Source organism: Pseudomonas sp. GW821-FHT01D09, from assembly GCF_059422465.1.
The window spans coordinates 171,970-189,686 of record NZ_JBWKWY010000003.1; the positions used below are offsets into that span (position 1 = coordinate 171,970).

The following is a 17,717-nucleotide window of genomic DNA, read 5'->3' on the forward strand; positions in this document are numbered from 1 at the left end:
CTCAATATGTCTTTATAACGAGGAGTCATTCAAATGGCCCGCATACAGATTGAACGTGCCCACGCACTGGGTAAGGAAGCCGCCAGGGCGAAAGCCGAGAAGTTGGCGCATAAACTCAAGGAGCAATATGGCCTGGAGCCTTCGTGGTCTGGCGACACGTTGAACCTCAAGCGTTCCGGCGTCAAAGGCACACTGAAAGTAGCTGAGGATTCGTTAAGGATCGATGTGGAACTGGGCCTGTTGATGTCGGCCATGAGTGGCACCATCAAGTCCGAAATCGAGAAGGCCCTGGATAAGGCCCTGGCCTGAGCTGCGACCGCGCGCCGCATTGGCTGGCGGCCCATTGCGCTGTTCTTAGGGTGCCGATTCTAATTTTTCTCCCTACTTTGTATTCAGCCCTCAACTCCTGTGGGCAGTTCCTCCACCCTTTTATGCGTGAGGTGCACCATGGCCAAAGTTATTTTGAAGAAAAAAATCGACACCCAAATCAGCGCCCTGAGCGACGTTAAAACCTATGCTCGCAAGATCTGGTTGGCGGGTTTGGGGGCTTATGCGAAGGTCGGCAGCGAAGGCAGCGAGTACTTCAAGGAACTCGTCAAGACTGGTCAACATGTTGAAAGTAAAGGTAAAAAAGTTGTGAATGAACAACTTGATGCCGCCAACAGTCAGATTGATTACGTTAAGAGCAATGTCTCCAGCGTCAAAGGTCGCGTCGAAGTGCAACTGGATAAAGTCGAGAAGGCTTTTGATGCGCGTGTTGCAAGTGCCTTGAATCGAATCGGCATTGCGTCTAAACATGACGTGGAGACACTCTCTGCTAAGCTCGATGAGCTAACGGCATTGCTCGAACGTGTCGCGCGTAAACACTAAGGAGACATCGGATGGCTGTTAAAAAGACTACTCAGAAAGAAGGCAGCTCTTGGGTCGGGAAAGTTGAAGAATACTCCCGCAAGATCTGGCTGGCTGGTTTAGGCGTGTACTCGAAGATCGACAGTGACGGCAGCAAACTCTTCGAGACTTTGGTTAAAGACGGCGAGAAAGCCGAGAAGTTGACCAAGAGCACAGTCGGTAAACAAGTTACTGCGGCCAAGGCAACTGCCGGTTCGCGCATCAGTGATGCGAAGAAACAGGTGTTGGGAACTTGGGGTGAGCTTGAAGGCGCACTCGACAAGCGCCTCAACAATGCCATTTCGCGATTGGGCGTGCCTAGCCGTACTGAAGTGAAGGCGCTGCACAGCAAGGTCGATACCCTGACCAAGCAAATCGAAAAACTCACCGGCGCTAAAGTTGCCCCAGTGAAAGCAGCTGCAAAACCGGCTGCCAAGCCGGCGGCGAAGACGGCTGCGGCCAAACCTGCGGCAAAAACCGTGGCCAAGCCTCTGGTCAAGGCCGCTGCCAAATCTGCAGCTAAACCTGCGGCCAAGGCAGTTGCCAAGCCTGCGGCGAAAACCGCAGCAGCCAAACCAGCAGCCAAGCCTGCTGCCAAGAAGCCTGTAGCGGCCAAGCCGGCAGCGAAACCGGCCGCCAAGCCAGCGGCCAAAACGGCTGCCGCCAAACCGGCTGCCAAGCCAGTTGCAGCCAAACCAGCTGCCAAACCGGCCGCCGCCAAGCCAGCAGCCAAACCTGCGGCTGCCAAGCCGGCTGCAAAGCCAGCGGCGAAGAAACCCGCCGTAGCCAAGAAGCCAGCAGCGCCAAAACCAGCGGTAGCGGCCAAGCCTGCAACCCCGGCCCCCGCGACCAACTCGGCCACCGCGCCAACACCCGCCGCTGCAACCCCGACTGTAACGCCGGCAACCCCGACGCCATCCAGTCAGTCCTGATTCACGGGACGTATAAAAACGCCCGGCCTGCAAAGGTCGGGCGTTTTACTGGGTGCTTGTAACAACACATTCCTAATGTGTGTGGGCTTGTGTGGGAGCGGGCTTGCCCGCGATAGCGGTGTATCAGTGCCAGATTTGTTGGCTGACCCACCGCAATCGCTCCCACATTTCAGTCCGTGTCGTCCAGGTAGCGCAGAGCAAAACGCTCGGTAGCCAACCGTGCCGGCATCAACAGGTGCGGCGCCACCAGCATCATCACTTGATACACCGCCACCCGCACCTCGGCCTCGCGATCGAGGATCCGCTGGTAATCCAGGGAAAACAGCAGGGTCATGGTGATCTGCTCCACCAGTTGCCCCAGGGCCTGGGTATCGCTGACCAGCTGCCCCTCGGTCTTGAGCCGGGCCAGCAGCGAAGCCAGGGTGCGCTTGAGTGCGGTCAGCAGGTTGCGAATGCCCTTGGCCAGCTTCGGCAAGCGCCCGGCCAGGTTCGACAGGTCCTGGAACAGGAACCGATAGTGCGCCATGCGCTCGACGATCAGGTGCAGGAACAGCCAGTAATCCTCCGGCGCCAACTGCACATCCGCCGGCGGGTCGAGCAGTGGCGCCAATTCCCCCTGGAAGCGCTCGAACAACCCCAGCACCAGGGGCTCCTTGCCATGGAAGTGGTAGTAGAGGTTGCCGGGGCTGATCCCCATTTCATTGGCCACCTCCATGGTTGAAACATTCGGCTCGCCCTTGCGGTTGAACAACTGCAGGGCGCATTCCAGGATACGGTCGCGGGTTTTCATCCAGTCTTCTTAATCTGATCGTTGAGCTCAGCGCACCCGCACATAGGTGCCCGGCGCTGCTTCCATCGGTGGGTAGTTCTGGTTGCCCAGGGCTGTCAGGGTCTCGCGCTGCACCCCGGAGCGTTGCTGGATCCACTCAAGCCACTGCGGCCACCAACTGCCCTCGACGTGGCTGGCGTCGTAGTACCAGGCGCGCGGGTCGCTGCTCAGCTTGAGGTTTTCGACGAAGTTGGCCTTGGGGTTGCCCGGCGGGTTGAGGATGCTCTGGATATGCCCGCTGTTGGAGAGCACAAAGCGTTTGTCGCCGCCCAGCAGCAAGGTCGAGCGGTAGACCGCGTCCCACGGCGTGATGTGATCGTTGATGCCGGCCACGCTGAAGCTGTCGACGGTGACTTTATGCAAGTCGATGGGTGTGCCGCAGACTTCCAGGCCGCCAGGGTGGCTCAACGGGTTGTGCTTGAAGAAATCCAGCAGATCGCCATGCAAGGCCGCCGGCAAGCGGGTGTTGTCGTTGTTCCAGTACAGGATGTCGAACGCGGGCGGTTCCTTGCCCAGCAAGTAGTTGTTGATCCAGTAGTTCCAGATCAGGTCGTTGGGGCGCATCCAGGCGAAGACCTTGGCCATGTCCCGGCCATCGAGCACCCCTTCCTGGTAGGAGCGACGCTTGGCCGCTTCCAGGGTCTGTTCGTCGGCAAACAGCGTGGCGGGGCTGTCGAGCTGGCTGTCCAGCAGGCTCACCAGGTACGTGGCGCTGGCGACCCGCCGTTGTTGGCGCTTGGCTTGCAGGTGGCCTTGCAGGGCGGCGATGGTCAGGCCACCGGCGCAGGCGCCCATCAGGTTCACTTCGCGGGCGCCGCTGATTGCCCGGCAGATATTCAGCGCTTCCTCCAGCGCTGCCACATAGGTCGACAGGCCCCACTCGCGATGGCGCACATCCGGGTTGCGCCAACTGACCATAAACACCTGCAGGCCGTTTTTCAGGGCGTACTGCACGAAACTGTTGGCCGGGCTCAAATCGAAAATGTAGTACTTGTTGATCTGCGGCGGCACCACCAGCAGTGGCCTGGCGTACTGTTTTTCGCTCATGGGCTTGTACTGGATCAGCTCCAGCAGTTCATTGCGAAACACCACCGAGCCGGGCGTGGTGGCTACCGTCTTGCCGACCTCGAAGGCCTGCTTGGTGACCTGGCGCGGCAGGCCGTTGTTGTGCAGCAGGTCATCGAACAGGTTGCCCATGCCGCGCACCACGCTGTTGCCGCCGGAGTTGAGCAACTCCTTGATCGCCAGCGGGTTGAGCAGGGTGTTGGACGGCGACAGGGCATCGTTGAGCAACGAGAAGGCAAAGTGCGCCCGTGCGCGGTCGTCGTCGCTCAGGTGGCTGTCGTCAATCCAGTGCCGGGTTTGTTTCTGCCAGCTCAAATACGCCTGCAGGCTGCGCCGGTACAGGGGGTTGAGGGTCCAGGTGGGGTCGGCGAAACGGCGGTCGTGGGGGTTGGGTTCGTGCACGGTTTCACCCAGTAACACCCGGCCCAATTGCCCACCCAACGCCAACGCATGCCGGGCGCTGTGCAGCGGGTTGCGCAACCCATGGGCGGCGACGCTACGCAGGGTCGACAGCAGGTCCCGGCCACGCAGGCCGGTGATTGCACTTTGTGCATTGATGAACGCGGCGGGTGTGGGCGCCGGGGTCTTCAGGGGTCTGTCACGCATGAGTCAACACTCCTTCGTCAATTCATCAACAAGCACGCCAATGCAGAACCATAGTCGGTTCTGGCCAAGTTGCGCATAAGGATCATCCTGATCCGATATCGCTCAGGTGCTGCTATAGGGGGGCCGGTTGCGGGTGGATTACCGCGCGCAAGCGTTCCTCCTGGAGAAATTTCATGATGATCGGTGCCACCGCTTCGGCCCGGGTGATCAGGAACAGGTGGCCATCGTCGATGATGTGCAACTGCGCATTGGGAATGCGCCAGGCCAGCATGCGCATGTTGACCAGCGGGATCAGCGGGTCATCGTCGCCGGCCAGCACCAGGGTGGGTTGCTTGATCTTGTGCAGCCAGTGAATGCTGGTCCAGCCAAACCCCGCGAACAGTTGCCAGTAGTAGCCCAGCTTGCCGGCCGAGCGCACTTTGCTCGCGTGTTCGGCGGCCAGCTTTGAGTCCCGGCGAAACGAGCCGCCATAGATCATCGGCGCGATACGCACCACGTGGGACGGTTGGATGTAGCGCCGCGGGCTGGCCATCAGCCACAGCACCTTCGGCTTGCCGGGCACCATAAAGGCGCCGGCGGCGGTGGCGGCGAGGATCAGCTTTTTGCAGCGCTCCGGGTAGTCGTAGGCAAACTGCTGCGCCAGGGCACCGCCCCAGGACACCCCGACGGCATTGACCTGGCCATAGTCCAGGTAATCGAGCATACGTGCGGTGAGTTTGGCCAGGCCGGGAAAGCGATAGGGCCGGCTGGGTGTCGACGAGCCGCCCACCCCGGGTACGTCGAAGGCAATCACTTCCAGGTCCGGGTCCAGGGCCTGGACGAACGGAAACACCAGCTCAAGGTTGGCGCCGATGCCGTTGAAAATCAGCAGCGGCGTCAAGTGAGACTTGCCCGGTCGTACCGCCGTGCGGATGGTCTGGCCATCCAGGTCGATGGTACGGAAGATGAACGGTTGCGGCATGCTCAAGCCCTGTGAAGTGTTACTGCTGGAATGGGGCCAATGTGTGTGGTTTGTGTGGGAGCGAGTTCCCACATTTGATCCCATTTCAATTACGCAAAGGTGTCTGCCTTACCGCTCGTGCACGTATGTCCCGGGTGCAGCCTCTGCCGCTGCGTAGGCCTTGTTACCCAAAATCGTAGGTGACTTCTTCAACTTGCCCGAACGCTCCCCCAGCCAGCCTTGCCAGTGCAGCCACCACGAGTCGGTATGCTTGGTGGCATTTTCCTGCCAGTCCAATGCCTTCTCGCCCATGCTCTCGCTGGTCTGGTAACGCGCCTTGGGGTTGCCGGGGGGGTTGAGGATGCTCTGGATATGCCCACTGCTGGACAGCACGAACTCGACCTTGCCGCCAAACAACTGCGCCGACTTGTAGCAGGACTGCCATGGTGTGATGTGGTCGTTGGTGCCCGCCAGCGAGTAGATATCGGCCGTCACCTGCTTGAGGTCGATCGGGGTGCCGCACACTTCCAGGGCATTGGCCCGCACCAGCGGGTTGTTTTTGAACAGTTCGATCAAGTCGCTGTGGAAGGCTGCCGGCAAGCGCGTGGTGTCGTTGTTCCAGAACAGGATGTCAAACACCGGCGGTTCATTGCCCAGCAGGTAGTTGTTGACCCAATAGTTCCAGATCAGGTCATTGGGGCGCATCCAGGCAAATACCTTGGCCATGTCCCGGCCTTCCAGCACGCCGGCCTGATACGAGTGGCGCTTGGCCGCTTCCAGGGTCTGCTCGTCGACGAACAGGGCCACCTGGGTGTCGAGGGTGGTGTCCAGCACGCTCACCAGTAAGGTCAGGGCGTTGACCTTCTTTTCGCCCAGCGCCGCATAGTGGCCCAGTAGCGCGGTGCAGGTGATACCGCCCGAGCAGGCGCCGAGCATGTTGACGTCCTTGCTGCCGGTAATGGCCGTGACCACATCCACCGCCTCTTTCAGCGCCTCGATATAGGTCGACAAGCCCCATTCGCGCTGGGCCTTGGTGGGGTTGCGCCAACTGACGATAAAGGTCTGCTGGTTATTGCGCAGGCAGAAGCGCGCCAGGCTCTTGTCTGGGCTCAGGTCGAATACATAAAACTTGTTGATCTGCGGCGGCACCACCAGCAGCGGGCGCTCGTGGACCTGTTCGGTGATCGGCTTGTACTGGATCAGCTCCAGCACGTCGTTGCGAAACACCACCGCGCCTTCGCTGGTGCCCAGGCTCTTGCCCACTTCAAAGGCGCCCATGTTCACCTGGCTCGGCATGCCGCCGTTGTGCACCAGGTCCTTGGCCAGGTGCGAGAGGCCGTCCAGCAGGCTCTTGCCACCGGTTTCAAAGAAGCGCTTGACGGCGGCCGGGTTGGCGGCGCTGTTGGTGGGGGCCATGGCCTCGGTCATCAGGTTGATGACAAAGTGCCCGCGGCTGATGTCCTGTTCCGACAGGTTGCTGTCACCGATCCAGTCGTGCAGCTCCTTGCGCCATGCCAGGTAGGTTTGCAGGTAGCGTTTATAGAGGGGGTTCTGGCTCCAGGCCGGGTCGTTGAAGCGACGGTCATCGTTTTCAGGGGCAAGCTCGGATTTGCCGAATACGACGTTCTTCAACTCGACGCCAAAGTGGGCGACGTGCTTGACGCTGTGCAACGGTTGCTTGATGGCCTGGGTCAGCACCATCCGCGCCGAAGCCAGTAAATCCTTTTTGCGCAACGCGATGATCGGGTTCAGCCCCAGGGTGTTTTCCGAGGCCTGGCGTTTCAAGTCATCGTTATTCTTGTTACTCATCCACGACGCTCCATTGTCCGAAAGACGAGTACCGGGTACCGCTGTGCAGCCAACTATCGATGCACAACACAAGCCTGGTACTGCTGCTCGGGTGACCGTAAATACTGCATCGTCAAATGCAGGGAACTTGCCAGATCCATTGGTTACCCGAGTTTAATTTTTTTCGCAAGCGGACCAATCTTTGGTCACACCGCAGGGCATTCAAGCAGATGAAATTAGAAAATGCCCACTAATGAGCAACAGGCTTGAGCTAGAGCATCAGCTTGATGACGGACTGGCTCGGGTCGCGGGTTTTTCCGGCGGCCTTGAGCTCGGCAAGATAGTCGGCCCACAACGCGTCCTGACGTACGGCGAGTTGGTAGAGATAGTCCCAGGTGAACAGTCCGCTGTCATGACCGTCGTCGAAGGTCAATTTCAGTGCGTACTGCCCGGCAGGTTCGATCTTGGTCAGGCCGACATTCAGCTTGCCAAATTGCAGGATCGGCTTGCCGTGGCCCTGGACCTCGGCGGAGGGAGAGTGCACCCGTAGCAGTTCGGCGCTCAGGTGATAGACCTCGTCGGGGCCGTAGGTCAGCGACAGGGTCTTGGAGGCTTTGTGCAGATTGATGGCGGTAGGCAGTTTGGTCATTTGGGGAACCGCTCAGAGATGATCCTGAAGGAACCGGCTTTAAAATGTGGGAGCGGGCTTGTGTGGGAGCTGGCTTGCCTGCGATGGCATCACTGCGGTGTTTCTGACACCACGCGGCGATCCCATCGCGGGCAAGCCAGCTCCCACACAAGCCCGCTCCCACATTAAAGCAAAGCGGTCCTGTGTGAGGCTTACAGGATATAACGAGACAGGTCTTCGTTCTGCGCCAATTCGCCCAGGTGGTTGTTGACGTAGTCGGCGTCGATCCTGATCGCCACGCCATTCTGCGCGCCCGCCATGTCGCCGGCGCTGAAGGACACTTCCTCCAGCAGGCGCTCAAGCAAGGTATGCAGGCGACGGGCGCCGATGTTCTCGGTCTTCTCGTTGACCTGCCAGGCAATTTCCGCCAGGCGCTTGATACCGTCGGGCAGGAACTCGATCCCCAGGCCTTCGGTTTTCAGCAACTCGCGGTATTGCTCGGTCAGCGAAGCATGCGGTTCGCTGAGGATGCGCTCGAAGTCGCCCGGGGTCAGGGCCTTGAGTTCCACGCGAATCGGCAGGCGGCCTTGCAGCTCCGGCACCAGGTCGCTGGGCTTGCTCAGGTGGAACGCGCCGGAAGCGATAAACAGGATATGGTCGGTCTTGACCATGCCCAGCTTGGTATTCACCGTGCAGCCTTCGATCAGCGGCAGCAGGTCGCGCTGCACGCCTTCGCGGGATACATCGACGCCGCCGGAATTGCCGCGCTTGGCCACCTTGTCGATCTCGTCGATAAACACGATGCCGTGCTGCTCGACCGCTTCCAGGGCCTTGGCCTTGAGCTCTTCCTCATTGACCAGGCGCCCGGCTTCTTCGTCACGCACCAGCTTGAGCGCGTCCTTGACCTTGAGCTTGCGGCTTTTCTTCTTGCCCTTGCCCATGTTGGCGAACAGGTTTTGCAACTGGCTGGTCATTTCTTCCATGCCAGGCGGTGCGGAGATATCGACGCCGGCGCTTTCGGCGACGTCGATCTCGATTTCCTTGTCGTCCAGCTGGCCTTCACGCAGGCGCTTGCGGAACAGCTGGCGCGTGTTGGAATCCGACGCGGGTGCGGCGTCTTCATTGAAACCGGCCCGCGCCGGCGGCAGCAGGGCATCGAGGATGCGCTCTTCGGCGGCGTCTTCGGCGCGATGGCTGACCTTGGTCATTTCCTGTTCGCGCAGCAGTTTCAGGGCGGCGTCGGCCAGATCACGGATGATCGACTCGACGTCGCGGCCCACATAGCCGACTTCGGTGAACTTGGTCGCTTCGACCTTGATGAACGGTGCATTGGCCAGCTTGGCCAGGCGCCGGGCGATCTCGGTCTTGCCGACACCGGTCGGGCCGATCATCAGGATGTTCTTGGGGGTTACTTCAACACGCAATTCTTCGGGCAGTTGCATCCGGCGCCAGCGGTTACGCAGGGCGATGGCAACGGCGCGCTTGGCATCGTCCTGGCCGATGATATGGCGATTGAGTTCATGGACGATTTCGCGGGGAGTCATGGACATAGTGGTGTGTGGTCCTCAAGCAGGAAAAGGCCGACGGCTTATTCCGCGAGGTCCTGCTCCTCAATGGTCAGGTTGTGGTTGGTAAACACGCAGATATCGCCAGCGATACCGAGGGCGGTCTCGACGATTTCCCGGGCAGACAGGTCGGTTTTCTTCAGCAAGGCACTGGCGGCGGCCTGGGCATAGCCACCGCCGGAACCCATGGCGATCAGGCCGTTCTCGGGCTCCACCACGTCACCGTTGCCGGTGATGATCAGGGACGCGTCTTTGTTGGCGACGGCAAGCATGGCTTCGAGGCGGCTGAGGGAGCGGTCGGTGCGCCACTCCTTGGCCAGTTCGACAGCGGCGCGCACCAGATGGCCCTGGTGTTTTTCCAGCTGGCCTTCAAAGCGTTCAAACAGGGTAAAGGCGTCAGCGGTGGCCCCTGCAAAACCGGCGAGGACCTGGCCGTGGTACAGGCGGCGCACTTTTTTGGCGTTGCCTTTCATCACGGTATTGCCAAGGGAAACCTGGCCGTCGCCGCCCATGACGACTTTGCCGTGGCGACGAACTGAAACGATGGTGGTCAAGGGGAGAGTCTCCACGCTGCGGGGCGAAAATGCCCTGATGGAACTCATATGGGGGTGGTGGGGGAGATTTCAACCGTAGGGCGGGTGTGCGGACGAGTGGTGTCTAGCGGGTTGGCACAAGCTCAAGAGCACTATAAAACCAATGTGGGAGCTGGCTTGCCTGCGATAGCGGTGCACCCGTCACTGAAAATATTGACTGATACACCGTCATCGCAGGCAAGCCAGCTCCCACATCTGATCCGTGTTACCTGTGGCTCAACGGCTCTGGCGTTGTTGTAACAACAGGTTGCTAAAGCCCGCGCCTGCCAGTTGTTTCTGCGCCACGGTCAGTTGTTCGCGGTTGCTGAACGGCCCCACCAGCACGCGATACCAGGTCGCTTCCTTTACGGTCCCGGACTCCACCGTCACCGTCTGCCCCAGCAGGATAATCTGCGCGCGCACCCGATCCGCATCCGCCTGCTTGGGGAACGAGCCCGCCTGCAGGAAGAACTTGGTCACCGGCGCCGCCTTGGTGGTGGCGACCGGTGGTGCCGGCGGCGGGGTAATCCCGGCCAGCGCCGCCTGGGCCCGCGCGGTGTCGATCTTCGCTGCCTCCGCCGGGGTCACCGGGGTGGTCGGTATTTGTGGCGTCGGCAGGGTTTTCTCCGGCACGGCGTCTTGCGGCACGATCACTTCCGATTCCGGCAGCAGCGTGTAGAAGTCGTATTTCGGCTTCACCGGTGCGGTCGGGCTTGGAGGTGTCTTGTTCGCCTCGGCGATCTTGCTAGCCTTCTGCTGCTCCTGCTTGACCCGCTTGACGTCTTCGCCCTGGCCTGGCTCCAGCTTCATCAGGAACACGATAAACGCACCGACCGACAGGCCGATGGCCAGCCACATCCAGCCCGGGATCGGTTGTTTTGCCGGTGCCTGGTAGCGGCTGGCGCCGCGCTTGGGTGCAGGTTTTTTCTTGGCTGCCAACTTACATACGCTCCAGAGTTTCCAGGCCCAACAGTTCCAGGCCTTGCTTGAGGGTTCGTCCAGCCAGTGCGGCGAGGCGCAGGCGGCTTTGCTTCTGCGTTTGGTCGTCGGCGTTCAGGATCGGGCAGTTCTCGTAGAAACTGGAGAACAACCCGGCGACTTCATACAGGTAGGTGCACAGAATGTGCGGCGTGCCTTTCTCGCCGACGCTGTTGAGCACTTCGCCGAACTGCGCGAGCTTGGCCGCCAGTTCCTGCTCGTGGGGCGCGTCCAGCACGATCTGCCCTTCGACTTCGCTGAAGTCCTTGCCCAGCTTGCGGAACACGCCGGCCACACGGGTGTAGGCATACAGCAGGTACGGCGCGGTGTTGCCTTCAAAGTTGAGCATCAACTCGAAGTTGAAGCTGTAGTCGCTGGTGCGGTGCTTGGACAGGTCGGCGTATTTCACCGCGCCAATGCCCACCACCTTGGCGATGTTGCGCAGGTCGGCTTCGGCCAGCTCCGGGTTCTTTTCCTTCACCAGGTTGTAGGCACGCTCCTGAGCTTCGTTGAGCAGGTCGATCAGCTTCACGGTGCCGCCGTCGCGGGTCTTGAACGGGCGGCCATCGGCGCCGTTCATGGTGCCGAAGCCCATGTGCTCCATGTGCATCGGGTGGGTGACGAAACCGGCGCGGCGCGCCACTTCAAACACTTGCTGGAAGTGCAGGGCCTGGCGCTGGTCGACGAAGTACAAGGCGCGATCGGCCTTGAGCACGCCGCTGCGGTAGCGCACGGCCGCCAGGTCGGTGGTGGCGTACAGATAGCCACCGTCGGCCTTGACGATGATCACCGGCAGCGGCTCGCCGTCGGCGGTCTTGAATTCGTCGAGGAACACGCACTGGGCGCCGTTGCTCTCAACCAGCAGGCCCTTGGCCTTGAGGTCGTTGACCACGTTGATCAGGTCGTCGTTGTAGGCACTTTCGCCCATGACGTCGGCCATGGTCAGCTTGACGTTCAGCAACTCGTAGATTTTCTGGCAGTGCGACAGCGAGATATCACGGAAACGTGCCCACAGCTCCAGGCATTCCGGGTCGCCGGCCTGCAACTTGACCACCAGGCCCCGGGCGCGGTTGGCGAACTCTTCGGATTCGTCAAAGCGCTTCTTGGCGGCGCGGTAGAAGTTTTCCAGGTCCGACAGCTCGTTGCTGGTGATGGGGTTTTCTTGCAGGTACGCCATCAGCATGCCGAACTGGGTGCCCCAGTCGCCCACGTGGTTCTGGCGGATCACGGTGTCGCCGAGAAACTCCAGGACCCGCGCCACGCCGTCGCCAATGATGGTCGAGCGCAGGTGGCCGACGTGCATTTCCTTGGCCAGGTTGGGGGCCGACAGGTCGATGGCCACACGCTGCACAGGGCCGGCCTTGCGCACGCCGATTTTGGCGTCGGCCAGGGCGGCGTCCAGGCGCGACGCCAGGGCCTGGGTATTCTGGAAGATATTGATAAAGCCGGGGCCGGCGATTTCGGCCTTGCTGACCTGTGGATCAGCCGGCAGCGCGGCAATGATTTTTTCCGCAAGGTCACGCGGTTTCATGCCTGCAGGCTTGGCCAACATCATCGCGATATTGCTGGCGAAGTCGCCGTGGGTCTTGTCTCGAGAGTTTTCCACCTGGATCGCCGGCGTCAGCCCTTCAGGCAACACACCTTCGTTGACGAGTTGGGTGAGGGCTTGTTGGATCAACTGGCGAATTGTGTCTTTCATGGTGTTCTCTTTCGACCGCAAGCGGCGGCGCGCGATGCGCAGGTGGAAAAACTGGACATTATCCGGTGCCAGGGCGGGCTTGCCAACCTTCAAGGTCCGTTACTGGACCTGCGGGCCTCATCGCGGGCAAGCCCGCTCCCACATTTTGATGTGTGAATACCGTCAAATGTGGGAGCTGGCTTGCCTGCGATAGCAATTTACCTATCAGTACAAATCCACCGGATCGACATCCAACGACCATCGCACCTGTCGCCCGCTGGGCATTTGCTCCAGCGCAAGTAACCAGCTACTTAATAGCCGATGCAGCGGCGCACGGGCGCTGGCTTGCAACAGGAGTTGTGCGCGATAACGTCCGGCGCGGCGCTCCATCGGTGCTGGCACTGGGCCCAGCAACTCGATGCCGCTCAGACCCAACTCGCCGAGCAAACGTTCAGCCGCGCTGCACGCTTCGTCCAGGAAACCTTCGGCCTGCCCCGGTTTATGGGCCTCGGCGCGCAACAGCGCGAGGTGCGCAAAGGGCGGCAGGCCGGCGGAGCGGCGCTCGCTCAACGCCTGCTCGGCGAAGGCGAAATAGCCTTGTTCTGTCAGTTGAATCAACAGGGGGTGGTCGGCCAGGTGGGTCTGGATGATCACTTTGCCGGGCTCCTCGGCCCGCCCGGCGCGGCCTGCGACCTGCACGATCAGCTGCGCCATGCGTTCACTGGCGCGGAAGTCCCCGGAGAATAGCCCGCCATCGGCATCCAGGATCGAGACCAGGGTCACGCGCGGGAAGTGATGGCCTTTAGCAAGCATCTGCGTGCCGACCAGGATGCACGGCTGGCCTTTCTGGATGGTGGCGAACAACTGGTTCATCGCATCCTTGCGCGACGTACTGTCGCGGTCCACCCGCAGTACCGGGAAGTCGGGGAACAGAATCCCCAGGCGCTCCTCGGCGCGCTCGGTGCCGGCGCCTACCGGCCGCAGGTCGACTTTGCCGCATTGCGGGCAATGGCGCGGGACCCGTTCCACATGGCCGCAATGGTGGCAGCGCAATTCGCCCGAGCGCTGGTGCACCGTCATCCGCGCATCGCAGCGGTTGCACTCGGACATCCAGCCGCAGTCGTGGCATAGCAAAGTCGGCGCAAAGCCCCGGCGATTGAGGAACACCAGCACTTGCTGGCCGGCCGCCAGGGTCTGGCCGATGGCTTGTTGCATCGGCCCTGAAATTCCGCTGTCCAGTGGCCGGCTTTTCACGTCCAGGCGCAAGAAGCGCGGTTGCTTGGCGCCGCCCGCGCGCTCGTTGAGGCGCAGCAGGCCGTAGCGCCCGGTGTAGGCGTTGTGCAGGCTTTCCAGGGAGGGGGTGGCCGAGCCCAGCACAATCGGGATGTTTTCCTGGCGTGCCCGTACCAGGGCCAGGTCGCGGGCGTGGTAGCGCAGGCCTTCCTGCTGTTTATAAGAACCGTCGTGTTCTTCGTCGATGATGATCAGGCCGGGGTTTTTCATCGGCGTGAACAGCGCCGAGCGGGTGCCGATAATAATGTCGGCCTCGCCGTCCCGGGCGGCGAGCCAGGATTCCAGGCGTTCGCGGTCGTTGACGGCCGAGTGCACCAGGGCGATCCGCGCATTGAAGCGTTGCTCGAAGCGCGCCAGGGTCTGCGGGCCGAGGTTGATCTCGGGGATCAGCACCAGTGCCTGTTTGCCGGCTTCCAGGGTTTCGCGGATCAGTTGCAAATAGACTTCGGTCTTGCCGCTGCCGGTAACGCCGGCCAGCAGGAAGGCGTGGAAGCTGTCGGCGCCGGCGCTGATGGCTTCAAAGGCGGCGCGCTGTTCCGGGTTCAGCGGCAGTTCCGGTTGGGCCAGCCAGTGTTCATGGCGCTCGCCGGGGGCATGGCGGCGGATTTCCACCTGCACCAGGTCCTTGGCCAGCAGCAGGTCCAGGCTGTCTTTGCTCAGCATCAGTTTGCTCAGCAACTGATGAGCAACGCCGTGGGGGTGCTGCGCCAGGGTGGCCAGAGCCTCACGCTGACGCGGGGCGCGGGCGATGCGTGGGTCGTCCAGGCGTGCGCCCGGGGCCATCGACCAGAAACGCTCCTGGCGGGCCTCGGCCAACTCGCCCTGGCGCAACAGCACCGGCAACGCCCAGCTCAAGGTATCGCCCAGGCTGTGCTGGTAATACTGGGAGGTCCACAGGCACAGCTTGAACAGCGACGCCGGCAGCGGTGGCGTGGCATCCAGGATGGCCAGGGCCGGCTTGAGCTTTTCTGCCGGCACTTCGCTGTGGTCCGCCACTTCGATCAGGATCCCGATCATCTCCCGCCGACCGAACGGCACGCGCACGCGCATCCCCGGCTGCAACTGCGACCGTACGACACCCGCAGGCGCCCGATAATCGAACAGACGGCGCAGGGGCGAGGGCAGGGCGAGGCGCAAAATGGCGTCGGGCACGCGGGCGATTCTCATATGGCAGGCGGTGAAGAAGGGCGCGAGCCTAGCAGACCCGCAGGGGAGTGTCCTGCCACAGTTTCTGATGAAAGGGGGCATGGCGGCGCTTGCGCGTTTAAAAAGCTCTGGTAGAATCCGCAGCCCAATTACGTGCGGTATTCGACAATAGTGTCGAGTGGCGGCACGCTAGCCCGAGGAAGACACCATGAAAGCCGATATCCATCCAGCGTACGAAACCATCCAAGTTACTTGCAGCTGCGGCAACAAGTTCGAAACTCGCTCGAACCTGTGCAAGCCACTGGGTACTGACGTATGCAACGAGTGCCACCCGTTCTACACCGGTAAGCAGAAGACTCTGGATACTGGCGGCCGTGTACAGCGCTTCGCTGACCGTTTCGGTGCTTTCGGCAAGAAAGCTCCAGCTGCTGCAGAGTAAGGTTAAAGAGCCTGATGGGCTTTTACTTGCTAATGAAAAAGGCGTCCCTTGCGGGCGCCTTTTTTGTGCCTGCGATTTGGCTGTCGGCCGCCCAGGCCGAGGTGTTTTGCCCCGCGCCCGCTGCGCTCAGCACCTTCGAGGTGCAGCGCGTGGTGGATGGCGACACCGTGCGCCTCAAGGACGGGCGCAGTGTGCGGATGATCGGCGTCAATGCACCGGAGACCGCTAAGAAAGGCCGCCCGGACGAGCCACTCGCCGTGGCTGCGCGCCAACGCCTGCAAGGGTTGGTGGAGGCCAGTGGGGGTCGGGTCGGCTTGGTGCCGGGGCGCGAGGCCAAGGACCGTTACGGGCGGACCCTGGCCCATCTTTATGGGGCCAACGGCGCGAATCTGGAGGCCCAACTGCTTGCCGAGGGGCTCGGGTTCCTGGTGGCGGTGGCACCCAATGTCGATCTGGTCGCCTGCCAGCAAGCGGCTGAGCGCAGTGCGCGGGTGGCAAGGCTGGGCCTGTGGCGCCAGTCGCCAGTGCAGAAAGCCGGGCACATCCAGCAGTCGGGCTTCGCCGTGGTCAGCGGGCGCGTGAGCAAGGTCGAACGCAATCGCGGCGGGATCTGGATCGAATTGCAGGACTCCCTGGTATTACGGGTTGCACCCAATCTGGCCGGGCAATTCGATAACGCCCTGCTCAAGCGCCTGCCAGGCCAGGCTATCGAGGCCCGCGGCTGGGTGCTGGACCGCTCGCGGCGGGGCGGCCTGAAAAGTGGCCAGGCGCGCTGGCTGCTCCCCTTGACCGACCCCGGCATGCTGCAATTGGCACAATAAGAAAAAATTGTAGACATTTTTTCTATCGATTGTGAACAGTTGTAGGCCTTGTATCCCGTGGCTCTTGGCCGAAAGTCGTAGGGCAGGGCCCTTGACACCGGTGACTGCCCAGTCTTGTAGGGACTTTGCGAGGCGAGTATCCTCGGCGGTCCGTCGTCCAACAGTAAAAAGCGGAATGCCGATATGTCTGATTTGAAAACTGCCGCTCTCGAATATCATGCCCATCCTCGTCCAGGAAAGCTGAGTGTCGAGCTCACCAAAGCCACTGCTACCGCACGCGACCTGTCGCTGGCGTACAGCCCCGGTGTAGCCGAGCCCGTGCGTGAAATCGCCCGCGATCCTGAACTGGCCTACAAATACACCGGCAAGGGCAATCTGGTTGCAGTGATTTCTGATGGCACCGCGATTCTCGGCCTGGGTAACCTCGGCCCATTGGCCTCCAAGCCCGTGATGGAAGGCAAGGGCGTACTGTTCAAGCGCTTTGCCGGCATTGATGTATTCGACATCGAAGTCGACTCCGAAAGCCCGCAGGCCTTCATCGACACCGTCAAGCGCATCTCCATCACCTTCGGTGGCATCAACCTGGAAGACATCAAGGCACCTGAGTGTTTCGAGATCGAAAAGGCCCTGATCGAACAGTGCGACATCCCGGTATTCCACGATGACCAGCACGGCACCGCGATCGTTACCGCCGCCGGCATGATCAATGCCCTGGAAATCGCTGGCAAAACCCTGTCCGAGGCCAAGATCGTCTGCCTGGGCGCCGGTGCCGCGGCCATCTCGTGCATGAAGCTGATCGTCAGCATGGGCGCGCGCCTTGAAAACATCTCCATGGTCGACAGCAAGGGCGTGATCCAGTCCGAGCGGACCGACCTGAACCAGTACAAGGCGATGTTTGCCCACCCGTCCTCCAAGCGCACCCTGGACGACGCCTTGAACGGTGCTGACGTATTCGTCGGCCTGTCCGGCCCGAACCTGCTGAGCGCCGAAGGCCTGAAGCTGATGGCGGCCAACCCGATCGTGTTCGCTTGCTCCAACCCTGATCCAGAAATCGCCCCGGCCCTGGCACACGCCACCCGTGACGACGTGATCATGGCCACTGGTCGTTCGGACTTCCCGAACCAGGTCAACAACGTATTGGGCTTCCCGTTCATCTTCCGTGGCGCCCTGGACGTTCGCGCCAAGCGCATCAACGAAGAGATGAAAGTGGCTGCCGCCAACGCCCTGCGTGAACTGGCCAAGTTGCCGGTGCCTCAGGACGTGTGCGACGCCTACGGTGGTGCCAAGCTGGAATTCGGCCGTGAGTACATCATTCCCAAGCCAATGGATAAGCGCCTGATCACCGTGATCTCCGATGCCGTGGCCAAGGCTGCCATCGAGACAGGTGTGGCTACCCTGCCGTATCCGAAGAACTACCCGCTGCAAAGCGTGGATGATGTGTTCAACGGCTAAGCCGTTGTAGCGCCCCCACAAAAAAGCCCCGGCTCTTGCGAGTCGGGGCTTTTTTGTGGGGGCAGAATGCAGGCTCAAATGTGGGAGCGGGCTTGCT

At 61.3% G+C, this 17,717-nt stretch carries 16 protein-coding genes; 6 read left to right on the forward strand and 10 right to left on the reverse strand.

The window, feature by feature from the left end; genetic code table 11:
• Nucleotides 1-33: 33 nt before the first annotated feature.
• From AC07W7_RS05200 to AC07W7_RS05210, 3 genes are all read left to right on the forward strand, one after another.
• Complete coding sequence (locus AC07W7_RS05200) at nt 34-309, forward strand: polyhydroxyalkanoic acid system family protein (RefSeq protein WP_038445377.1); 276 nt, start codon at nt 34-36, stop codon at nt 307-309.
• 138 nt (nt 310-447) lie between these two features.
• Nucleotides 448-870, forward strand: coding sequence for a phasin family protein (locus tag AC07W7_RS05205; protein WP_076961706.1), 423 nt, complete (start codon nt 448-450; stop codon nt 868-870).
• Nucleotides 871-881: 11 nt separating this feature from the next.
• On the forward strand, nt 882-1,820 hold the full coding sequence (locus tag AC07W7_RS05210) for a phasin family protein (protein ID WP_495038866.1): 939 nt from the start codon (nt 882-884) through the stop codon (nt 1,818-1,820).
• A 169-nt stretch (nt 1,821-1,989) separates the two neighbouring features.
• Here AC07W7_RS05210 and AC07W7_RS05215 read toward each other — a convergent pair whose 3' ends face one another.
• The 10 genes from AC07W7_RS05215 to AC07W7_RS05260 form a co-directional block, all read right to left on the reverse strand.
• On the reverse strand, nt 1,990-2,610 hold the full coding sequence (locus AC07W7_RS05215; RefSeq protein ID WP_099169221.1) for a TetR/AcrR family transcriptional regulator: 621 nt from the start codon (nt 2,608-2,610) through the stop codon (nt 1,990-1,992).
• Between the two features lie 27 nt (nt 2,611-2,637).
• The gene (gene phaC, locus AC07W7_RS05220; RefSeq protein ID WP_076961709.1) at nt 2,638-4,320 is read right to left on the reverse strand and encodes a class II poly(R)-hydroxyalkanoic acid synthase; all 1,683 of its coding nucleotides are present in this window, start codon (nt 4,318-4,320) and stop codon (nt 2,638-2,640) included.
• 112 nt (nt 4,321-4,432) lie between these two features.
• A complete protein-coding gene (gene phaZ / locus AC07W7_RS05225; protein ID WP_076961710.1) occupies nt 4,433-5,281 on the reverse strand; it encodes a poly(3-hydroxyalkanoate) depolymerase in 849 nt (282 codons plus the stop codon).
• A gap of 108 nt (nt 5,282-5,389) precedes the next feature.
• A complete protein-coding gene (gene phaC / locus AC07W7_RS05230; RefSeq protein ID WP_495038867.1) occupies nt 5,390-7,069 on the reverse strand; it encodes a class II poly(R)-hydroxyalkanoic acid synthase in 1,680 nt (559 codons plus the stop codon).
• Between the two features lie 250 nt (nt 7,070-7,319).
• The gene (locus AC07W7_RS05235) at nt 7,320-7,697 is read right to left on the reverse strand and encodes a gamma-butyrobetaine hydroxylase family protein (protein ID WP_076961712.1); all 378 of its coding nucleotides are present in this window, start codon (nt 7,695-7,697) and stop codon (nt 7,320-7,322) included.
• Nucleotides 7,698-7,888: 191 nt separating this feature from the next.
• Nucleotides 7,889-9,226, reverse strand: coding sequence for an ATP-dependent protease ATPase subunit HslU (gene hslU / locus AC07W7_RS05240; RefSeq protein WP_169897691.1), 1,338 nt, complete (start codon nt 9,224-9,226; stop codon nt 7,889-7,891).
• Nucleotides 9,227-9,264: 38 nt separating this feature from the next.
• Nucleotides 9,265-9,795 carry an ATP-dependent protease subunit HslV gene (hslV, locus tag AC07W7_RS05245; protein WP_017738857.1) on the reverse strand — a complete coding sequence of 177 codons (531 nt, stop codon included), beginning with the start codon at nt 9,793-9,795 and terminating at the stop codon, nt 9,265-9,267.
• Between the two features lie 255 nt (nt 9,796-10,050).
• A complete protein-coding gene (locus tag AC07W7_RS05250) occupies nt 10,051-10,752 on the reverse strand; it encodes an SPOR domain-containing protein (protein ID WP_076961714.1) in 702 nt (233 codons plus the stop codon).
• A gap of 1 nt (nt 10,753) precedes the next feature.
• Complete coding sequence (argS, locus tag AC07W7_RS05255; protein WP_099169355.1) at nt 10,754-12,490, reverse strand: arginine--tRNA ligase; 1,737 nt, start codon at nt 12,488-12,490, stop codon at nt 10,754-10,756.
• Nucleotides 12,491-12,694: 204 nt separating this feature from the next.
• Nucleotides 12,695-14,914: a primosomal protein N' gene (locus tag AC07W7_RS05260; RefSeq protein ID WP_076961715.1), complete on the reverse strand. Its 2,220-nt coding sequence runs from the start codon at nt 14,912-14,914 to the stop codon at nt 12,695-12,697.
• Between the two features lie 202 nt (nt 14,915-15,116).
• Here AC07W7_RS05260 and rpmE point away from each other — a divergent pair, with 202 nt between their 5' ends.
• The 3 genes from rpmE to AC07W7_RS05275 all read left to right on the forward strand — a co-directional run bounded on the left by rpmE (nt 15,117) and on the right by AC07W7_RS05275 (nt 17,620).
• Nucleotides 15,117-15,347: a 50S ribosomal protein L31 gene (rpmE, locus tag AC07W7_RS05265; RefSeq protein ID WP_029296053.1), complete on the forward strand. Its 231-nt coding sequence runs from the start codon at nt 15,117-15,119 to the stop codon at nt 15,345-15,347.
• 14 nt (nt 15,348-15,361) lie between these two features.
• Complete coding sequence (locus AC07W7_RS05270) at nt 15,362-16,168, forward strand: thermonuclease family protein (protein ID WP_169863907.1); 807 nt, start codon at nt 15,362-15,364, stop codon at nt 16,166-16,168.
• 183 nt (nt 16,169-16,351) lie between these two features.
• Nucleotides 16,352-17,620, forward strand: coding sequence for a malic enzyme-like NAD(P)-binding protein (locus AC07W7_RS05275; protein ID WP_076961717.1), 1,269 nt, complete (start codon nt 16,352-16,354; stop codon nt 17,618-17,620).
• Nucleotides 17,621-17,717: the final 97 nt, after the last annotated feature.

Coding starts and splice junctions, on each gene's coding strand:
- phaC (WP_495038867.1), bottom strand. CDS start 7,069: ATGAGTAACAAGAATAACGATGACTTGAAACGCCAGGCCTCGGAAAAC.
- AC07W7_RS05215 (WP_099169221.1), bottom strand. CDS start 2,610: ATGAAAACCCGCGACCGTATCCTGGAATGCGCCCTGCAGTTGTTCAAC.
- hslU (WP_169897691.1), bottom strand. CDS start 9,226: ATGTCCATGACTCCCCGCGAAATCGTCCATGAACTCAATCGCCATATC.
- AC07W7_RS05270 (WP_169863907.1), top strand. CDS start 15,362: ATGGGCTTTTACTTGCTAATGAAAAAGGCGTCCCTTGCGGGCGCCTTT.
- phaZ (WP_076961710.1), bottom strand. CDS start 5,281: ATGCCGCAACCGTTCATCTTCCGTACCATCGACCTGGATGGCCAGACC.
- phaC (WP_076961709.1), bottom strand. CDS start 4,320: ATGCGTGACAGACCCCTGAAGACCCCGGCGCCCACACCCGCCGCGTTC.
- AC07W7_RS05275 (WP_076961717.1), top strand. CDS start 16,352: ATGTCTGATTTGAAAACTGCCGCTCTCGAATATCATGCCCATCCTCGT.
- AC07W7_RS05235 (WP_076961712.1), bottom strand. CDS start 7,697: ATGACCAAACTGCCTACCGCCATCAATCTGCACAAAGCCTCCAAGACC.
- AC07W7_RS05200 (WP_038445377.1), top strand. CDS start 34: ATGGCCCGCATACAGATTGAACGTGCCCACGCACTGGGTAAGGAAGCC.
- argS (WP_099169355.1), bottom strand. CDS start 12,490: ATGAAAGACACAATTCGCCAGTTGATCCAACAAGCCCTCACCCAACTC.
- AC07W7_RS05205 (WP_076961706.1), top strand. CDS start 448: ATGGCCAAAGTTATTTTGAAGAAAAAAATCGACACCCAAATCAGCGCC.
- rpmE (WP_029296053.1), top strand. CDS start 15,117: ATGAAAGCCGATATCCATCCAGCGTACGAAACCATCCAAGTTACTTGC.
- AC07W7_RS05210 (WP_495038866.1), top strand. CDS start 882: ATGGCTGTTAAAAAGACTACTCAGAAAGAAGGCAGCTCTTGGGTCGGG.